The sequence below is a fragment of the Haloarcula quadrata genome (assembly GCF_003634715.1).
Classification (GTDB): Archaea; Halobacteriota; Halobacteria; order Halobacteriales; family Haloarculaceae; genus Haloarcula; species Haloarcula marismortui.
On the sequence record NZ_RBWW01000001.1, the window covers coordinates 1,331,327 to 1,349,239 of the forward strand.

General features: G+C 51.7%; 16 protein-coding genes. 5 read left to right on the top strand and 11 right to left on the bottom strand.

Annotation, left to right across the window (positions count from 1 at the left end; genetic code table 11):
• Nucleotides 1–103: 103 nt before the first annotated feature.
• The 3 genes from BDK61_RS06855 (at nucleotide 104) to BDK61_RS06865 (ending at nucleotide 3,575) form a co-directional block, all read left to right on the top strand.
• On the top strand, nucleotides 104–928 hold the full coding sequence (locus tag BDK61_RS06855; protein WP_121302805.1) for a BsuBI/PstI family type II restriction endonuclease: 825 nt from the start codon (nucleotides 104–106) through the stop codon (nucleotides 926–928).
• Nucleotides 929–1,010: 82 nt separating this feature from the next.
• On the top strand, nucleotides 1,011–2,285 hold the full coding sequence (locus BDK61_RS06860) for an IS4-like element ISHma1 family transposase (RefSeq protein WP_121302325.1): 1,275 nt from the start codon (nucleotides 1,011–1,013) through the stop codon (nucleotides 2,283–2,285).
• Between the two features lie 330 nt (nucleotides 2,286–2,615).
• Nucleotides 2,616–3,575 carry a BsuBI/PstI family type II restriction endonuclease gene (locus tag BDK61_RS06865; protein WP_121302807.1) on the top strand — a complete coding sequence of 320 codons (960 nt, stop codon included), beginning with the start codon at nucleotides 2,616–2,618 and terminating at the stop codon, nucleotides 3,573–3,575.
• Nucleotides 3,576–3,594: 19 nt separating this feature from the next.
• On the opposite strand, the gene BDK61_RS06870 is transcribed toward BDK61_RS06865, so the two are convergent.
• From BDK61_RS06870 to BDK61_RS06910, 9 genes are all read right to left on the bottom strand, one after another.
• On the bottom strand, nucleotides 3,595–5,253 hold the full coding sequence (locus tag BDK61_RS06870) for an HsdM family class I SAM-dependent methyltransferase (protein WP_121302809.1): 1,659 nt from the start codon (nucleotides 5,251–5,253) through the stop codon (nucleotides 3,595–3,597).
• A gap of 197 nt (nucleotides 5,254–5,450) precedes the next feature.
• Nucleotides 5,451–6,416 carry an IS1595 family transposase gene (locus BDK61_RS06875; RefSeq protein ID WP_121302811.1) on the bottom strand — a complete coding sequence of 322 codons (966 nt, stop codon included), beginning with the start codon at nucleotides 6,414–6,416 and terminating at the stop codon, nucleotides 5,451–5,453.
• Nucleotides 6,417–7,094: 678 nt separating this feature from the next.
• Nucleotides 7,095–8,240 carry an ISH3 family transposase gene (locus BDK61_RS06885; protein ID WP_121302812.1) on the bottom strand — a complete coding sequence of 382 codons (1,146 nt, stop codon included), beginning with the start codon at nucleotides 8,238–8,240 and terminating at the stop codon, nucleotides 7,095–7,097.
• A complete protein-coding gene (locus BDK61_RS23810) occupies nucleotides 8,210–8,623 on the bottom strand; it encodes a DUF6166 domain-containing protein (RefSeq protein ID WP_244209721.1) in 414 nt (137 codons plus the stop codon). Before BDK61_RS23810 ends, BDK61_RS06885 begins: the two co-directional genes overlap by 31 nt.
• Nucleotides 8,620–9,006 carry an SWIM zinc finger family protein gene (locus tag BDK61_RS06890; RefSeq protein ID WP_121302814.1) on the bottom strand — a complete coding sequence of 129 codons (387 nt, stop codon included), beginning with the start codon at nucleotides 9,004–9,006 and terminating at the stop codon, nucleotides 8,620–8,622. Before BDK61_RS06890 ends, BDK61_RS23810 begins: the two co-directional genes overlap by 4 nt.
• Nucleotides 9,006–9,500, bottom strand: a complete 495-nt coding sequence (locus tag BDK61_RS06895) for a hypothetical protein (protein WP_121302816.1) — start codon at nucleotides 9,498–9,500, stop codon at nucleotides 9,006–9,008. Before BDK61_RS06895 ends, BDK61_RS06890 begins: the two co-directional genes overlap by 1 nt.
• A gap of 1,359 nt (nucleotides 9,501–10,859) precedes the next feature.
• Nucleotides 10,860–11,234 (bottom strand): hypothetical protein, encoded by a 375-nt coding sequence (locus BDK61_RS22995; RefSeq protein WP_148709124.1) that lies wholly within the window; start codon nucleotides 11,232–11,234, stop codon nucleotides 10,860–10,862.
• 632 nt (nucleotides 11,235–11,866) lie between these two features.
• Nucleotides 11,867–13,141: an IS4-like element ISHma1 family transposase gene (locus BDK61_RS06905; RefSeq protein WP_121302325.1), complete on the bottom strand. Its 1,275-nt coding sequence runs from the start codon at nucleotides 13,139–13,141 to the stop codon at nucleotides 11,867–11,869.
• A gap of 98 nt (nucleotides 13,142–13,239) precedes the next feature.
• Nucleotides 13,240–13,437, bottom strand: coding sequence for a PadR family transcriptional regulator (locus BDK61_RS06910; RefSeq protein ID WP_121302820.1), 198 nt, complete (start codon nucleotides 13,435–13,437; stop codon nucleotides 13,240–13,242).
• Nucleotides 13,438–13,545: 108 nt separating this feature from the next.
• Between BDK61_RS06910 and BDK61_RS06915 the strand changes: the two genes are divergently transcribed.
• A complete protein-coding gene (locus BDK61_RS06915) occupies nucleotides 13,546–14,661 on the top strand; it encodes a PDDEXK family nuclease (RefSeq protein WP_121302822.1) in 1,116 nt (371 codons plus the stop codon).
• A 319-nt stretch (nucleotides 14,662–14,980) separates the two neighbouring features.
• Nucleotides 14,981–15,502, top strand: a complete 522-nt coding sequence (locus BDK61_RS06920; RefSeq protein WP_121302824.1) for a hypothetical protein — start codon at nucleotides 14,981–14,983, stop codon at nucleotides 15,500–15,502.
• A 364-nt stretch (nucleotides 15,503–15,866) separates the two neighbouring features.
• Here the strand turns inward: BDK61_RS06920 and BDK61_RS06925 are convergent, their stop codons facing one another.
• Nucleotides 15,867–17,003: a tyrosine-type recombinase/integrase gene (locus tag BDK61_RS06925; protein ID WP_121302826.1), complete on the bottom strand. Its 1,137-nt coding sequence runs from the start codon at nucleotides 17,001–17,003 to the stop codon at nucleotides 15,867–15,869.
• Nucleotides 16,996–17,697, bottom strand: coding sequence for a hypothetical protein (locus tag BDK61_RS06930; RefSeq protein WP_121302828.1), 702 nt, complete (start codon nucleotides 17,695–17,697; stop codon nucleotides 16,996–16,998). Before BDK61_RS06930 ends, BDK61_RS06925 begins: the two co-directional genes overlap by 8 nt.
• Between the last annotated feature and the right edge of the window lie 216 nt (nucleotides 17,698–17,913).

Below are 17,913 nucleotides of genomic sequence, written 5' to 3' on the forward strand. Positions count from 1 at the left end.
TTGATGGCATCTGGTCGAATAAAATGATATAAACTGTACCTGTAGACCGAGCAAATGAGACTACACCAATAATAATACACACTTGCCGGTGTGACCGGTACCTATGTCAACTGATGATGACGGAGTCAATTTTGACTATGACCTAACTAAAGAACAACTTCGGGAGACGCTCAAAGACTTCGGGCTTCAAGAGAGCGATGTTAATGGGACGATGCTTACGGTACTACAAGCAATTACCTCATCGGATTACTACGAGTCCATCGAACTCCGGTACGATGACCTTCCTAACTATGCTATACAGACAACAAATATCATCAGCTTTCTTGATAACTATAGCGGAGAGAATTCACGCGAGTCAATTCGGAAGCATGCCCTGAAACCGCTCCGTGACAAGGCTGGCGTTCTCGGTTACGATGAACCAGCACCGAACAGCCCCAAAACGCATTATTGGGTGTCTCAAGAATTTAGGGAGCATCTGGACAATGCCGAATTAGAGGAGACGATCAGCGAACCTGATCCAGTTGAGGGCGAAGATCGTATCGTGGACCTTCCCTACTATGGCGAAGACCTACCCCGGGCACCAGGGGAGCACACACAACTAATCGCTGATGGACTTCGAGAACTTATTCCGAATCTCGCTGAGAAACCTGTCTTAGTTCACGAAGGTCTTACCAAGGAAGAACGCTCAGACATCGAAGGCAAACTGTTGCCAATCAAGTTCGGTGGAATGGAGTTCCACCTTTCAGTGTACCCCGATGCATTAGCTTATGATGAGGCCAATCAAGTGCTATATCTCTTGGAAGCCGTAACAAGCCTTGGCCCCTTCACAGACAACCGGATTGAGACGTTGCTTAATGACCTTAGTGGTCCTGAGGATCATACAAACGCCAAAGAGCATCCGTCTTTAGCTAAGATGAGAACCGCGTGACAGCGACGGCTTATCGAGGCTATTTTTCGAGAGGAATGAGGAGGAGAAGTCTGTGCACAACCCTCGCTCCTCAACGAGAATCATGCGTCGGCTCACTACGCTTTTTCCCTCTGAGTTCCTCGAAGAGCACGCCGAGGAACTCGGCGTGGTCGAGCGAGAAGGCAAGCTTCAGATTCCTGTCCTCGTGTGGGCGCTCGTGTTCGGCTTCGCCGCAGGCGAGAGCCGAACACTCGCTGGGTTCAGGCGCTGCTACAACGCCACAGCTGACGAACCGATCTCTTCTGGCGGCTTCTATCACCGGTTGACACCGACGCTGGCAGAGTATCTCCGCGACCTCGTCGAGCGCGGCCTCGACGAGGTCGCTGTTCCAGACGCTTTTGACGCTGATATCGACCGATTCAGGGACGTGATGATCGCTGATGGAACAGTGTTGCGGTTGCACGAATTCCTCTCTGATGAGTTCCAAGCCCGTCACGAGGAGCAGGCTGGAGCGAAGCTCCACCTGCTCCACAACGCCACCGACCAGACAATTGAACGGATCGACGTAACGGACGAGAAAACGCACGACAGCACGCTGTTCAACACAGGTTCGTGGCTACAAGGACGGCTAGTTCTGTTCGATCGAGCGTACTTCAAGTACCGCCGTTTCGCGTTGATCGACGAGAACGATGGCTACTTCGTGAGTCGGCTGAAGCAGAACGCGAATCCGGTGATAACGGCGGAATTACGGGAATGGCGCGGCCGCGCCATTCCCTTGGAGGGCAAGCAGATCCACGATGTGGTCGATGACCTCTCGCGGAAGTACATCGACGTAGAGGTCGAAGCGGAATTCAAGCGAGGGCAGTACGAGGGAACGCGGTCACTGGATACGAAGCGGTTCCGCGTCGTCGGCGTCCGCAACGAGGACGCCGACGACTACCATCTCTACATAACGAATCTGCCGAGAGAGGAGTTCCTGCCGTCAGATCTAGCGACGCTGTACCGGTGTCGATGGGAAGTAGAAACTCTGTTCCGTGAGTTGAAGACGCAGTATGAACTGGACGAATTCGACACGAACAACCCTGATGTCGTGAAAATTCTACTATACGCTGCGTTGCTGTCACTGCTGGTGAGCCGGGAGTTGTTGGATCTGGTCACCGAGCAGGCCGACGATGAGATCGTGTTTCCGCCGGAACGCTGGGCGGCGACCTTCCGGTCGCACGCCCAGCTCATCCTCCACAAACTCGGCGAGTACCTCGGTTACTCGCCACCGCCGTTGTTGGAGCGGCTAATCGAAGACGCTCAGAAGATTCATCAGCAACGGCCGATCTTACAGGAGACACTCGCTACCGCTACACAACCGAGGTGTGAGTCTTAGCTAAAGACGAATGCGCCAAAGAGTTTGACGCGGTCTTCGTGACAATGTTTCCTGACTCATCTCGGTACCGTCAATTCTTGATGGACCTTGGAACAAATTCACACGTTTGGTTGTCGAACCATCCAACGAACCTACGCTCACATGGAAATATCCCGATTGCTGAAAATGACCCGAAAGATACAGGAACTCTATACTCCCACACGATTACACTCTAATTCTCATCCAAGAATCCGGTCTAATCCGTGCCATTTCTATATGTTTATTATAGTATATTTATTGACACCCGATTAATCACAAAGTTATTGATTATTGCACATAGTATTACGAGTAATGGCTGGCGATCCTGACTTTGAGTACGATGTATCTGAAGATGATATAAAACAAGTTCTGAGTAAATTTGGAGTGCCAAAACGAGACCGAGAAAAAACAATGCTCCTACGGGTTATCCGTCTTATTACTACCGACAAGTTCTACGAGGTCAAGGAAGACATTTCTGGGATTCCAGACTACGGGTTTCGGAATCACGATGTAGCGACAGCTCTTGAGGCACAACGGGAGCAAACACGTAGACAAAGCGGACTAAAGAAACTTGAACAGCACGGACTCGTGAAACGTCATGAACCGAAGCCTCAAAGCTCAAAATCACACTGGTATGTTGCACGAGAGTTCAGGACGGCATTAGAAGAAGCACCTTTCGACGACTCACTTCCAGAGCCGAATCCCCCAGAAAAAACCGTAACTAAACTTGATCTACCGTACCATGACAAAAAGGTGAAAATAGGACCTGGGAACCACGAACAGTTAGCCGCCGAATGTTTAGAGAATGTAGTTCCCCAGATTACTGAAGACCCAGCTATAATCCATTCGGATACTGGACCCGGTGCTGAACGAGATAAGGTCAAAGATGGCCACCAACACCTCGAAATCGCGGATAGCGAATACCGGTTCCGTGCTTATCCTGATATCCTCATATTAGATGAATATGATCATACATTGTACTTTTTCGAATCGGTTATTTCAACGAATCCGTTCCATGAGACGCGGGTGAAAGAGATGCTTGAACCGTTCCGACAGGCACGGTTGAATAATATAACGAGGTCATCTCCTGAGTTTGATTTTGTCTTCATCACCCTATTCCCAGATGTAAAGACGTATCGAGATCATATGTTAGACCTTGCCAATAATACTTATTTCTGGATTTCTAACCACCCAGAAAAAATACGCGGACACAAGAAACAAGAGCTAACAGATGACGTCAATAGCAAAGTCGATCTTGATCTAAGCCGTTAATGTTAATAACGTTTGAGAACTACCCTTTATTTACAGACTCCTCAATTGCCAGACTAAGGACATCTTGTGTTTTATTCCGTTCGTGATCGGTATATCCAAGAACGGAGTACACGGCCTCATCCAATACTTCCCGTTCTCCGGTTTCCACAAATCGATCAAATGCAACGACAAGCTGTTCCAGTTCTCCTCCAGTCAGTTTGTCGAGGTTGATGGTCTGGATAGTTTTTGAGGAGCTGACGTTCAAGTCACAGACTCCTCCACCATATACTTGCCCCGCAAGGCGTAGATTCAGTTCTCCAAGTTGAGAATTCAGATAGGCTAAAAGTGGTTTCGTGTGTTCGTCACTGTGGACAGTAGTCGCAAGGAAGTTTTCATTAGGAACAACGCCATCAGGATTCCAGACGGCGGTGTAATTCTCATAGACACGTCGGGGTAGGAGGATTTGGGAAGGAAGACGACGTTTGGCTTCGTCTATGAGGTTGTACCACGGATTTCGGTTTGCATCCTTGATTCGGGTCTTGTTGTGTAATCCATCGTACGTTTCGTCACTGTACCGTTTCTCGATAGTCCGGTTTTCCCACTTCTCTATGTAGTCAAGTGCATTTGTACCTTCGAGATCGCCTTTGTCCTGAGCGCACCAGAACAGTTGGTACTTACAGTCATCAATATGGAGAGAGGGTTCCTGATGATCACGCGGCGAATAGGCAATTGGTTTGAGGTAGTTGTCCTCGATTTGAATGGTTTCTGAATTATCAAGGACATAGAAGTCCTTGTGAAGTGTCTGAACTCCAATAGATGGCGTGGCGTACTCATCGAGCGTAGTGAATTTGTCGCTATCTTTGATAGACGTGAAGACATGTGGTGCTCTTAGCCAGATGTCCCAGTAATCTTCGGCACCAAGCCGACGTTGGGGAACCCGAGAAGACTGAACAGCTATATTAGAAAGTTCGTCCAAGGTTTTTCGAGAGCTGTTGAAGATGTCGGGACTTTGTGCCTGAATGAACTGTACGTCATTTTCCGCGGGCATTCTGATAGTGTTCGGTCGTTTCTCCGCGACGATGCACACCGTATTAGCGAGATCGTCAAAAACTCGCTCCTGAAACCCAATAAGAGCGTGAATATGGAATTCATTGAGTAGGAACTTCTTGAATTCTTCACCGTATTTCCGTTTCATCCAAGAATTTGAGACAATCATCGCCATCCGGCCACCCGGTTTAAGGAATTGAGTAGCCCGTACGAGGAAGTAACAGTACAAATCCGCCTGGTCACTGAAGCTATAGTCGGAGAACTGTTCGGTAATCTCCTCAGGATTCTCGAATCGGTGACGGATTACGTATGGGGGGTTACCGACGAGTGCATCAACCTCGGGAAGATCGGCGTTGAATAAGTTACCGACACTGACGTTGAAGAACTCACTATTGAACTCAGTCTGAGCGGTTTTTTGAAGCGTTTCAACCGCATCCTCGTCTATATCAAGGCCGTAGATAGATTCGGAGGCTTCGTCTTCATCGGCCCCGAGACTAAGCAATCTGTTGTAAGAGTCAAAAACAAATCTACCTTCACCTACAGACGGCTCCAATATCGTGTCATCTCGTCCCCGAATAGCCCAATTAGTTAGGAAGTGAGACACTGATTCGGGCGTGTATGTCTGACCATGCCGTTTCTGTTCAGAAACCATTGTCACCGTTGTATGGGCCGTCTATGATTAGTTCCCTCTGAGCAACCACTGGCGTGTTTTCCACAGTTAGTTCAGTCATGGTTCTCTCTCGTATCTAAAACCATGGTTTGTACGCCCATCATGAATTGTCCCGTTCACGAGTTTCGATAGAGACCAGACGATGCGAGAAAAATATTCCTGTTAGGCTCTTACATAACTCAGCGAAACACGTTGACGACGAAGCAGTCAAGAAGGCCGTGTAGTGGTGCTCCAGCGAGGTTTAACGTCCGTACGAACCCGTAGGTTCGGACGGACTGCTCCAATCCAGGCTTGGAGAGGCCGCGGAACTTCTGTAGCCATGGATTCACTAGCGACCAGAGGCATTCGACTTGGTTGATGTGGACGCCGTCATCAGTGACAAATTCTTCGGAGTGAACAACGGTCTGCTCGTTCTTGTAGACGAGTGGCGCGTACCCGCGCCACCCGTCGTGCCAGACCTCATCCAGTTTCCCTGAGAGAATCTCTACCTCATCAAGTGCTGGTTTGAGTTCTTCCGGTTGAGCACCTGGCTCGGCGCGAATTACACGAAGTACATCACGACAGGCACCGATCAGCGTCATGGTATCGCCAGGTGCTCCTTCCCACCGTGATCGCCCCCCTTCCCCAGAGCCGCCGCGGGAAAGCCCATCCCGCGGCGGCGTCTGTCCCTTGTAACCAGAGCACTTGTGGCCGGTTTCGTCGATCTGAGTTGGGCCGTCGATAGCGTGTTGGATGCGCTCCCAGACGAGGTAGAAGCCGCGCTGGAAGGCGGCTTCTACCTCTCGAATCGTGGAATGAACCGTGTCGTAGACCGCTTCGAAGAGCTGGGTGATTTGGTGGATGCTGAGAAGTGTGTCGGCATAGAGGACGAACGCAATGACGATTTCGCCAGGAGAGAGAGTGCGGCCTTCGAAGGGCGTGTTGCGGGTGTAGGAGAAGACATAGCGGCAGTTGGTGCACCAGACCCGGGGACTGCCGTCCCCGGACTGGATGGCGGTTTCACCACACTCCGGGCAAGGAGCTTGTTCCCATGCCTGCTTACAGCGCCGCTCGATTTCCTCATCGAGCGGCTCTGGGCGCAACACTATTGACGTGAGCTCAACAATATCCTGTAGCATCCCGCCGAAGGCTGTTTGATTGTACATAGCAACTAGCCTACGGCGGGATGCTGTAATTCTCGGGGTACTGTTTCACTCAGTTCGGTAAGAGCCCCTGTTAAAATCACTTCATCAGTTCCTCTCGTGGCGGGCTGGATGCCATCTGGACAGCAATCGCAACAGTATGTCCTCCGTGGCTCCCATCCAAGTTGATTATTCCAAGTCGCGTACAGCCCAGCAACATCACCACTTCTGATTCTTTTGTTACAGGAGTCACAGATGTGACCGGTCTGGACACCATTGAGAGCCACCGCTGGATCTGAGCGGCTCATTAATTATCACCCTCCAGTGCGTCCATAATCCGTTTGATATTTTCTTCCGTGATCTCAATCGCGGTCTCAACGTATGTCTCGTTTTTTGTTGCCTGTCCAATAGTTCGGAAAACGGGATACCACTTCCGAACCCACCAAACCATCAGTCTGGCAAACAGTCTAAGCATCGGTAACCACCTCCCGCCGCCACGCATCAAGGTCTGATATACTCAGTCGATCACATCGACAGCCGCGTAACCCCGTTTGATTACGGTGAACTAAACCGAACTAGCTGTGGAGCATCTTCGAACCGCTGGTGAGCATGATTTTCGGGATGGACCGTCGCTGTCGGCGGCGGACTGCCGCCGACGCGACAGTGTCACCACTGACGACCGCCGTCCGGCCCGATGGACAGCTACCGGAAGAACCGGCCGTCAAGTGGTTGATTCGCTGGAACAGACCTGCGGACACCAAGTGCTGTCCAAGCTGCGCGAAGCGTCATTTCGCAAAACTCCGTGAACGACCACTGCAAGAGGCGGCGCCCCCCACGGCGGGGCGCCGCCACGTACCTCCAGTGGAGATATCGCCAGCTGTTCTGAAGCAGTAGGCTCACTACAAACATTACCAACCGTAGTCCAGCATCCTGAGAACTAGTGAAAGCGAGGCTCTGCTTGGCTAATCGGTAGCTTGATTCGATGCCGAAGCGCTTGCTGTAGTGATCTCGTGCATCTCGTGGCGTGTCGATAAAGGGCGCGTCAGCGGCGTAGCCGTGACGCGCCACCCCGTGTTCGTCGTACCGTCCCTGCTGGTACACGCAGTCGATGAACACAGGGAACTCCACCTCGCCAGCGAGATCGTGTTCGATCTCGCGGCTCCAGCCTTTGCTGAGTTTGTTTTGAATCGTCTCACCCCACTTGACGATCGGCATCACATAGGCGTAATTGTGCGCGTACAGCAGCTTGAGACAGGTGCTGTTGTAGAAACCTCGATCAAGGTAGACGGCCTTGACGCCGAGGTCAAGGCCGTCAAGGAGTTCAAGAAACTCACCGAGGACATCGCTGGTGGTTTCGCCAGCAACGAGCTGGCGAACCGCCAGCGTGTATCGCTTGTTGCGTACGCGCACGTAGAGCGTTGCATAGGCGTGAAACGTCGTTGTTCCACGCTTGGCCTGTGAGGAGTACAGAGCCTCGGTTTCGTCCTCATCACCGTAGTAGGGATCGAGGTGGAGGTCTGCGCAGACCTCCACCGGTCGATCTGGAAGTGTCTCAAGCGTATCTCGTTGAAGCAGCGTGTCTCCAACCGATTCAACCGAATCCAGTTCAAACTGATCGGTGAGATGTCCACGGACGGTATTAGCGTGTGGTGAGTCGTCAGTCGTTTCGCAGACGTGATTGATCGAGGTCCCGCCGGCGCTGGCGCCGGCGAGGACCTCATAGAGCGTCTCTGCCGTGACCTTGACATTCTCGCCGAGATCTAATGAAAGTTCCTCGTCAAGACTATTGACGACAAAATTAAGCAGGTGCTCTTCTTCTATCTCGCTGTCTGCTTGGGTGGCTTCCACACTCTTCCCAAGTAGACGCTTCCTCTAACCCGATGTGATCGACTGATACTGAGTTTCCAGCCGTTCTCAGGAAGTTCCGACACGACTTTTCGCTTGAACGACTGATAGTGATCAGCGGCGAACTCCTCATCGTAGGCGTGAGCGAGTAAGGCAATGGAGAGTTGCGCGGGGCCACTCCCTCCGTATCCCCACTCGAATCCCGACGGACTCGCACTGAGTAGGTCGTAGCGCGTATCCAGAGGTTCACCGTCGACTCTGACTGTACACTCTTGGCCAACCGGTGCTGTTGAATCCCGGCGACCTTGGTAGACTGTCGATGCCCGTGGAGGGGCATTTTGTCGGCTCAACCCCAGGGTTTCGGGTCGAACATCCTCCTTGCTCATCGGCCCAAAACCTCCTCTAACCGATTTAGAGCATCTCGAAGCTCGCCAGCGGTGTTCGTGAGCTTTTGCGCCTGGGCTTCAAGATCGGCGGCATTCGATTCGAGATTGTCCGCCGTCTCGGTGAGTTCTTTCTCAAGCGTCTCAACGTCGACCTGACCGACTTCGATTCTGACACGGCGGATGTGCTTGCACTCGGAAACAGACTCACGGTACTCGAAGTCCGGGCATGTACAGGCTGGCTCTCGCAAATCTACGGTATAAGCTGACCCCGATTCTGTTGTAACCTCGAACAACGACTGTGCGTTCTCATAGACAGTCATGTGTTCCGTGGCGGCTCGGAGAGTCCGTGGCCCGACGTCTGGCTGGACTGATTCCGAGGACATTAGGCGTCACCCACGTTCTCTCGCACCGGAATCCAGTAGGGCTCGTCTGAGTCGAATTTGACGACACGCTCCAGGTGTGCCTCGTCGTCAGTGAGATCGATAGCTTGCTTCGCCGCCGCCAACGTCAGGGTGCCCGTTCGGAACGTGTAGCCTTTTTCGAGTACGCTGGGGTCAGTCGCAAGTCGCACGTCGACGACCGGCCCGAACCGTCGCTTGTTCACGCATCCGGCGCGAGAACTCCACGGCCCTTCGAGCGTGATCTGTTCGCCGTCGATGGTCGTAATCTCGAACGACCGACCAGAGAAGCCGCCATCATTGCCGTCACCGCTCCAGGCGAAGTACTCGACGTACCCGTTGTCGACCGCGGTCCAGAGACCTTCTTCGTGTTCGAACCGAAGCTCGGATCGTTCTGGAGTTTCGTCAACAAGGACTTCCAACCGGGGATCATTCCCGACGTCTTCACGCCAGTCAACCTGGGCGTCGAGAATGTTCATCGCCGATCACCGTCGCATTCAACGGGAAGGTCGCGCTCGTTCAAAACCTCGGTTCCACAACGGAGACACTTGAGGTATCGCTCCAGATATTCCGTCTGGCCATCGTGCCGGCGGCGAGGGTCAGGGTGCGGTCCGGGACACCATTGCGTCTTGTCGATGATGAGGTGAGCGTCAACATGTCTTGCATTAGGGAATCTGTCCGACAGCGTTTCCACTCTGGAAGTCGTATTTGACATTGGGTTCTCGTCTCCACGGGCAACCCACAGAATCCGGTGCTCCTACACCGGGTTTTCTCCAAATCCACTATTTGGAGCTGTAGCTCTGGGGTTTTCCGTGTTTAGATATACGCGGGGATAGGTGTTAAGTGTTTACTATCTGTTACATATAGTCCAAGGGATCGTAGTGGACTGTTCTCGTAAATTCATGATTGATGGCATCTCCAGGTGGCACGGAATGTAGTTAGGACAGAGAGAAGACTCTCAGAATTAGGATACCAATGGACGGATTCTAAGAATTATGTAGACTCCTTGACTCGCTCATCAATTCCCGCTGATTTGGTGATACAAGTGGCCCAGGATCATTCTCCAACTCCTGTAGAGACGACTCTTGATCAATTTGCTCTTGAATCTGATTTTGGATATAATGTGAGAATGTCAGATTGATTTCTTTTATAAATTGAGCCTGGTCCATCCGAAGCAAGACCGAGGTACGGAATCGATGATCGTATCTACGACGTTGATTGGTTGGATAATTGATCGTAGTATCTTGCTTGAGTTCAGATTTGAGCTTTTGAATCTTATTCCGACAGAAGCCGCTAATCTGTCTATCTCCCAGATATTGTCTATGCTTGTTTTCCATTACCAGCTGTGTCTGTCTCATAATACATACAATACCCCACATACATATAATAGATTTGTTAATATCTCTTAACTGTTCTATCGATGTTATAGATTGTAGCGATTGGCAACACACACATCTGAACCTCTGTTCTATAGCTTTCTACAGCCATTACATAAATATTTATTATCTTATATTAAATACTCATGCTCATCCACAGCGTTCATTTAAAGGATGCATTTTGGGGATTTCCTTAGATTTGCTTAGCATAATCCCGCCACGTCAGTCCTGACCATTTATCAACAAAAAGAGACTCATTAATTACACTATTTCATCAATAGTCACTCATGTGATCGATAGTATCTAAAACGACCGCCGCATGCCATCAATCATAGTGGATAGTAACAAATAGTAGTCTGATTAGCTCCAGATTTTGAATTCAGCGAGTCTTGGTAAAATTGGGCGTGGGGATGCCAGCGATCTTTATCGGGGGGTTTTGGGGCTCGAAATTTGGGGTCCGGCTCACTCGGAGTCGAGTGTCTCCTGTTCGAAGTCTGGCTCCTCCCACGGGTCATCGAGGTCGACTGTACTGAGTGCGTGATCGAACTCCTCCTCAGTGAACTCCGCGCTGGTGTCGTCAGCTTCGGCGACCAGCTCCATATTGATTCGTTTGAACCGCGCCTCCATATCGGCCATCGAGTCTGTCCGGGAGCTGTGGACGAGGAAGTGTTCGTAGCCCCGGTTCTTGCTTGAGCCGGCTGACGTGTGCATATCGAAGATTGCGTCATGGTTACCGCCAGGATTGAGGTCGCCGGCGGGGAAGTCATATTTGGGAGTGCGCTCTTCCTCAGCGGCCGTGACACGCTCATCAGCGATCCTCTCGAAGGTGTTGTGCATATAATCGGGGAGTCGGGAGGATTCAGCTTGGGCGCACGTGAGGGCCGCCCTGATCGCACACACTCTCCCTCTCTCGTTATTCGCTCCCCAATCGTCGACAGCTTCTACTCGTCCGATAGCAAGCCGGTACAGCGACCTGACTTGTGAGGTGACGTTTTCTTCGAAGCTGACGTCCTCAACGCTGATGCACAAGATTCTCGACCAATACATCTTCGAGTATCCAGATCGAGTTAGCTCGAAGGCGGCGAACGCGGCACCCTCTTGATCTGAACGCCGAATGCACTTCTGTAGGTAGCTCGCGAGATTAAATATCGAATATCCCGCTTTGCTTTGGAACCTACCCATGGGATCACCGTCGTCCTTCAGGTTGTCTGTTGGTTGTTCATCATCGGTCGACTGTTCAAGTTCCCCGTCAGAACTGAATTTCAGTTGATCGGTAGCGTTGTCACTCACAGTAGTTTGCCTCTAATAGTAATTAGTTTGAAACGATTGTAAAGGTGCTGATTCTGTCACTAACGACGATCCGACATCCCTGTATATCCGCGGCTCAGTCCTCCCCTAACGCCTCTAAGAGAAGTTCACCACTCTCAGTTAGCTCGCAGTACTTTTGTTTTCGACCCATTCGTCTTTAGCTAAGACTCACACCTCGGTTGTGTAGCGGTAGCGAGTGTCTCCTGTAAGATCGGCCGTTGCTGATGAATCTTCTGAGCGTCTTCGATTAGCCGCTCCAACAACGGCGGTGGCGAGTAACCGAGGTACTCGCCGAGTTTGTGGAGGATGAGCTGGGCGTGCGACCGGAAGGTCGCCGCCCAGCGTTCCGGCGGAAACACGATCTCATCGTCGGCCTGCTCGGTGACCAGATCCAACAACTCCCGGCTCACCAGCAGTGACAGCAACGCAGCGTATAGTAGAATTTTCACGACATCAGGGTTGTTCGTGTCGAATTCGTCCAGTTCATACTGCGTCTTCAACTCACGGAACAGAGTTTCTACTTCCCATCGACACCGGTACAGCGTCGCTAGATCTGACGGCAGGAACTCCTCTCTCGGCAGATTCGTTATGTAGAGATGGTAGTCGTCGGCGTCCTCGTTGCGGACGCCGACGACGCGGAACCGCTTCGTATCCAGTGACCGCGTTCCCTCGTACTGCCCTCGCTTGAATTCCGCTTCGACCTCTACGTCGATGTACTTCCGCGAGAGGTCATCGACCACATCGTGGATCTGCTTGCCCTCCAAGGGAATGGCGCGGCCGCGCCATTCCCGTAATTCCGCCGTTATCACCGGATTCGCGTTCTGCTTCAGCCGACTCACGAAGTAGCCATCGTTCTCGTCGATCAACGCGAAACGGCGGTACTTGAAGTACGCTCGATCGAACAGAACTAGCCGTCCTTGTAGCCACGAACCTGTGTTGAACAGCGTGCTGTCGTGCGTTTTCTCGTCCGTTACGTCGATCCGTTCAATTGTCTGGTCGGTGGCGTTGTGGAGCAGGTGGAGCTTCGCTCCAGCCTGCTCCTCGTGACGGGCTTGGAACTCATCAGAGAGGAATTCGTGCAACCGCAACACTGTTCCATCAGCGATCATCACGTCCCTGAATCGGTCGATATCAGCGTCAAAAGCGTCTGGAACAGCGACCTCGTCGAGGCCGCGCTCGACGAGGTCGCGGAGATACTCTGCCAGCGTCGGTGTCAACCGGTGATAGAAGCCGCCAGAAGAGATCGGTTCGTCAGCTGTGGCGTTGTAGCAGCGCCTGAACCCAGCGAGTGTTCGGCTCTCGCCTGCGGCGAAGCCGAACACGAGCGCCCACACGAGGACAGGAATCTGAAGCTTGCCTTCTCGCTCGACCACGCCGAGTTCCTCGGCGTGCTCTTCGAGGAACTCAGAGGGAAAAAGCGTAGTGAGCCGACGCATGATTCTCGTTGAGGAGCGAGGGTTGTGCACAGACTTCTCCTCCTCATTCCTCTCGAAAAATAGCCTCGATAAGCCGTCGCTGTCACGCGGTTCTCATCTTAGCTAAAGACGGATGGTTTTCGACCTTCCTCCCGTTGCTCAGTGACAGCGATCATTCCCTCCTTCTCCAGTTCGTTCAGGTGCGTGTAGATTCCGCCCGATGAAACCCCGATCTCCTCAGCGATTGCATAGCCGTGAGCTTGGCCGTTCTTTAGTTCTATGAGAATATCCATTTTTGTATCGCCTATCAGACTCATCTCCGAGAAAATCCTATCCGGTTTCCGGTAAGGTATATAAAAGAAATATTAACCGGTCAGAAAATCAAATACATTAGAACTATCTGAGTGGTGAGCGACAGAAATTGCATGCGCACTTTTGACCTCGCTCAGAATAACTCGGAGTTTGCCGCTGACGAGTTAGCGAGGTCCGATATTCGAAACGAGTCGGTGCTTGAGTCGCTCCTACACGCGAATCCTCAGACTATCCTGGATGAGCCGGTGTTTATTTTCGGCCGACAACCGGCGGTCGACACAGGTATCCTTGATCTTCTCGCTCTTGACCAGTACGGGAATCTCCTCGTTATCGAACTGAAAGTCGGGCAAAGTGGCTCAGGGAGTGCAAGCGAGGAAACAATCCTGAGCCAGCCACAGAACTACGCTCAGTCGCTTGAATCGCACACGTACGACCGTTTGGACGACATCTATCAGAATTACCGGGAAGACATCCAGAGTGGGCGGTGGGCGATCAGTGACGCCGCTGTGCCCACTGACGACCTCCAGTCAGCGTTCGAAGCCGTATTCGGTGAACCACTGGAGCCAGACGAGTTCAACCCCGACCAGCGGATGGTCATCGTCGCTGAACAAATCACTTCCCGGACTCAACGTAATGCGCGGTATCTCTTGGACCAGGGACTCAACATCCAGTGTATTGAGATTCAGCGGTTCAATTCCGATGTGACCGACCACGCTGTTCTTGCGACCAATACTGTTGTGGATCATCACCTCTCGCGTGTGCGTCCAGACCGAAAACTGAACCCGATCTACCCGGATGTCGTTCGAGATCTTGTCGAAAGAGTATTTCCGGAACTTCAGTCCGTCGTCAGGGTAGACAGGCCCGAAACCGCGTTTCAAGACATAGAAAGCCACAGGCCCCACCTCCGGTCGAAGCATCCCGACCACCCAGATGATCTGGTGTACACGCTGTATCTCCGTCCTGTCGAGTGGGGGTACGTGATCGTTGCAATGGACTACTGGGGCGAAGATGATGAGACACTGGAGACGCTTCGGCGGAATGCGGAGTTATTCGAGGAGCGAGGCTTCCAAATCAGTCAGGACCGTACACGGGATCGAATTGTCCGGAGAAACTGGGAAGTGGATTCTACGGACGTACTGAGCGATGATCCGTTCTTGGAGGAGGTGGCAAACGAGTTTGTGAACCTCGTCAAGACTGGGCATGAAGTCTTCACGGACGACGGGCAATAACTGACGGCGTGGGCGACGACGGCCCGAAACAACGGTCGGGGTGGTTGGCTGGGCGTCTGGATGGGTATGTCGACCTCTTTGGTGGGTTGCCGCCCCACATCAGGGGAGCCAGCAACGGGCTGGTGGAGTCGGGCTGTCTATCCCGATGGTCAGGACTGGCCGTTTGAGGGAGGGATTAGAGGCTCCGGTCGGGCCAGTGTGGCTCGTTACTCACCTTCGACACCGTACAACGTCAAATCCCAGTCCATTGTTATCCACCGATATTCAGAAGCGAATCTTTAGGAGTAGCTTTTAACCAGCTGAGTGAGTGGTTCCATCCATGACTACTGACGATGAACTCGAAAAAACAATCCTCGGCATTATGTATGATGCTGTGGACGACAACGCACAAATTCCAACACAACTGGGTTCTCGAAGTTTAGTCGATGTCGTCACAGAAACTCTCGATGGTGTAGACGAGGATGATATTTTATACTTCGTTGAACGATTCGATAGTTCTGGCCTTGTTGACTTTTCAAAGCATTCTGACGGACACGGCCCAATAAAGATACAACCTTCAGTCGTAGATGAATACGATAAAAACGAGCGGACTCTACTATCGGATGGACGATTAGAAAAAGTACTTCTTACTCTCTACGAGCACGATAGAGAGACGCGCGGACAACCGCTCTCAGAATCAGAGCTTCTGGATCAGGCTGACGTGGATAATGATTCTATGGATGCTTCAATATGGTATTTGTATGGAAAGGGATACGTGGACGCTACCATAGATAGTCATGGCTGGCACGGTCCCTCAATCACGGAGATGGGGCGAAGTTTCTACGAGCGGAGGTACCAATAGAATAGTCTACTTGTTTCTCTGGATATTCAAACATAATCTGGTGAAACCAGAGGATTCGACTGGGTTAGCGGGTCGTGCTACTTATTTAAAAGGTAGATAAGCCCAGTATAGCGAACTCAATCCAAATTGTATGTATCTATAGCCCGGCCAAAACAATTGGGGGCTGTACGTACGTACAGGGGTGTACCTACGTACCCACAGCGAAACGGACACACCGATTTAGGGGGCGTTAGATACATACCTTCTCTGTATGTTGCTAATCAGTCGGGTTGAGACTACATATTCTCAAAGAGACATTGACGTTCTCAGAGGCGCTCCCGTGCCATCACCCGCAATAGCGTGAATTGCTATGAGAGAGTTTCGGTCAGACAATACCTAAATGAGGCATTGCATCTTCGTACTCCTGTCTCACCTGATCCTCGCCATGCTGGGTATAGAGTGAAACCATATCCCCGTCCGCATCCCCTCGGAGTGCTTTGATGACATCTCGTGGACACCCCTCCCAGTTCAGCCAGGAAGTAAAACAACGTCGAGCATCGTGAGGAGTCATATCTTCGAACTGATTCGCAAGTTCATCATCTTCTCCCCTCATTCTATACTCGGCTTTGTCCGTCGCTTTCCCCCACCAGCGAGACATCGTCATCGGTGTCAGTTTCTCACCAGCATCGTTCGGATACAACCAATCGGTATCAGCTTTCGCCTCGTCCCCTCGGCGTCCCTTATGTCCTCTTTCAGCGAGGCGTTCAAGCGTCACTTCACGTTTGTCGAACCAATCTTCGAGTACAGCAACGCATTCGTCGTCAATGAGCTTCTGATCCGCACTGTCTTTTGGGAGCCTTTCGTCACCAACCCCCTTTGGTGAACGATTGTAGATGCGTTTTTCTTCGAGATCGACATCTTGAATCTTGAGCGAGACGAGTTCCTTCCGCCTAAGTCCTGTTTTGACCGCGAGTACGAGCACCGATTTGAGCCTGGCACCCATATTAGCGCGAACCAATTCCAGATATTCTTCGGGCTGTATAACAGTCCCCGAGTGCTGGCCAGAGCGACGAATTCGACTCTGATTCTCGGATTTATACTGTTCACGGGCAAGTTCAACTGGATTCGAATCCGGCCCCCACTCCTTCATACTCATCCAGTCATAGAGTACCTTGACCGTCCCGAGATAATTCAGAATCGTAGCTCGCTTTGGGCGCTGATTCTCGCCACTCCAGTTACTCGCAAAATCAAGCGCGTCTTCCACGGTGATTTCCAAGAACGGCGTATCATCTGTATGTGTTCGAAAGTACTTGATAGCGAACCGGTTTGGCCGTTCACTGGCCTTCGCATAGTTTTTTGCTTGAAAGAACGCTTCTACTATCTCGTCATTGTCTGGGGCTGGCGGTTTCGCTTCTTTTTCAGACTCATGGCGAAGACGTTGGTTCTCCTCTCGGAGTTCTTTGAGTTCGTCACGCATCTCCGACATCATTTCTACCATAGCATCCTCGTTGGAGTCACTCATCCAAGGTCATCCCATCAATCCGCGCCGCGTCACAGTATTCTTCGAATGCTGTTTCACGCGCCGCTTTCGCGTTATTTTCCATACGATCAATCTCGACGTGGCCGCCGAACTCAATCTTCGAAAGCGACCGCACGTAGTGCATAACCGTATCATAGTCATGGCCGGTCGTTTGGGATATAGTCTCGATCTGAACGTAGTTCGGTGATTTCGCACCGAGATGCTTGTCAGAACAGAGTACTTTGAGGATCGACGCTTCGATAGTCTGGACCCTTTTTGCGGCGTCGACCTTCCCACCATCCTGATCAGAACGGGCTAATTCTGAGCGAAGATTCTGGACTTCGTTCTTCAGTTCCCGGTTCCTTTCCTCTAACTTCTCAACTCGTTCCGGAGAAATGAGATGGGCTCGCTCAATTTTTCCATCTTGCCAAGCATCCATACCCATAGAAATGAGCTGACAGACACCTGACGACCACTCGGGCTTTTCTCCCGACCGAACCAAACCCATCTGATTTTTGATGAAACCACCGACTTCTTCTTTTGTCGGTTTTACGCCGCTTCCGTCTCCGAAATAGAGTCTTATCTTCCTGTCTGTCGGATTCGTTTCTTGTCTTATATATGATATAATGTATTCCCGGTATAAAGATTTATCTATAATAGCGTCAATGTCGCCCGGAACACTAACGTCCGGCATCATCCTCGGCGGTGTGCCACGTCAGCCGGCAAACCCTCGTGCCGGGCGGGTCGCCGGATACGGCGACCGATTGCGCGAGCGGCGTCAGCCGCGAGCGCGGGTGATTACGGCGTAATCACCGAACGCCCAGACGGTGCAACCGTCTGGCGGGTCGTTGAATAACGACCAGATGCGGTGTGAACCGCGGTCATGTCGCGTGCCCGGGTTCTCCGGGTCGTC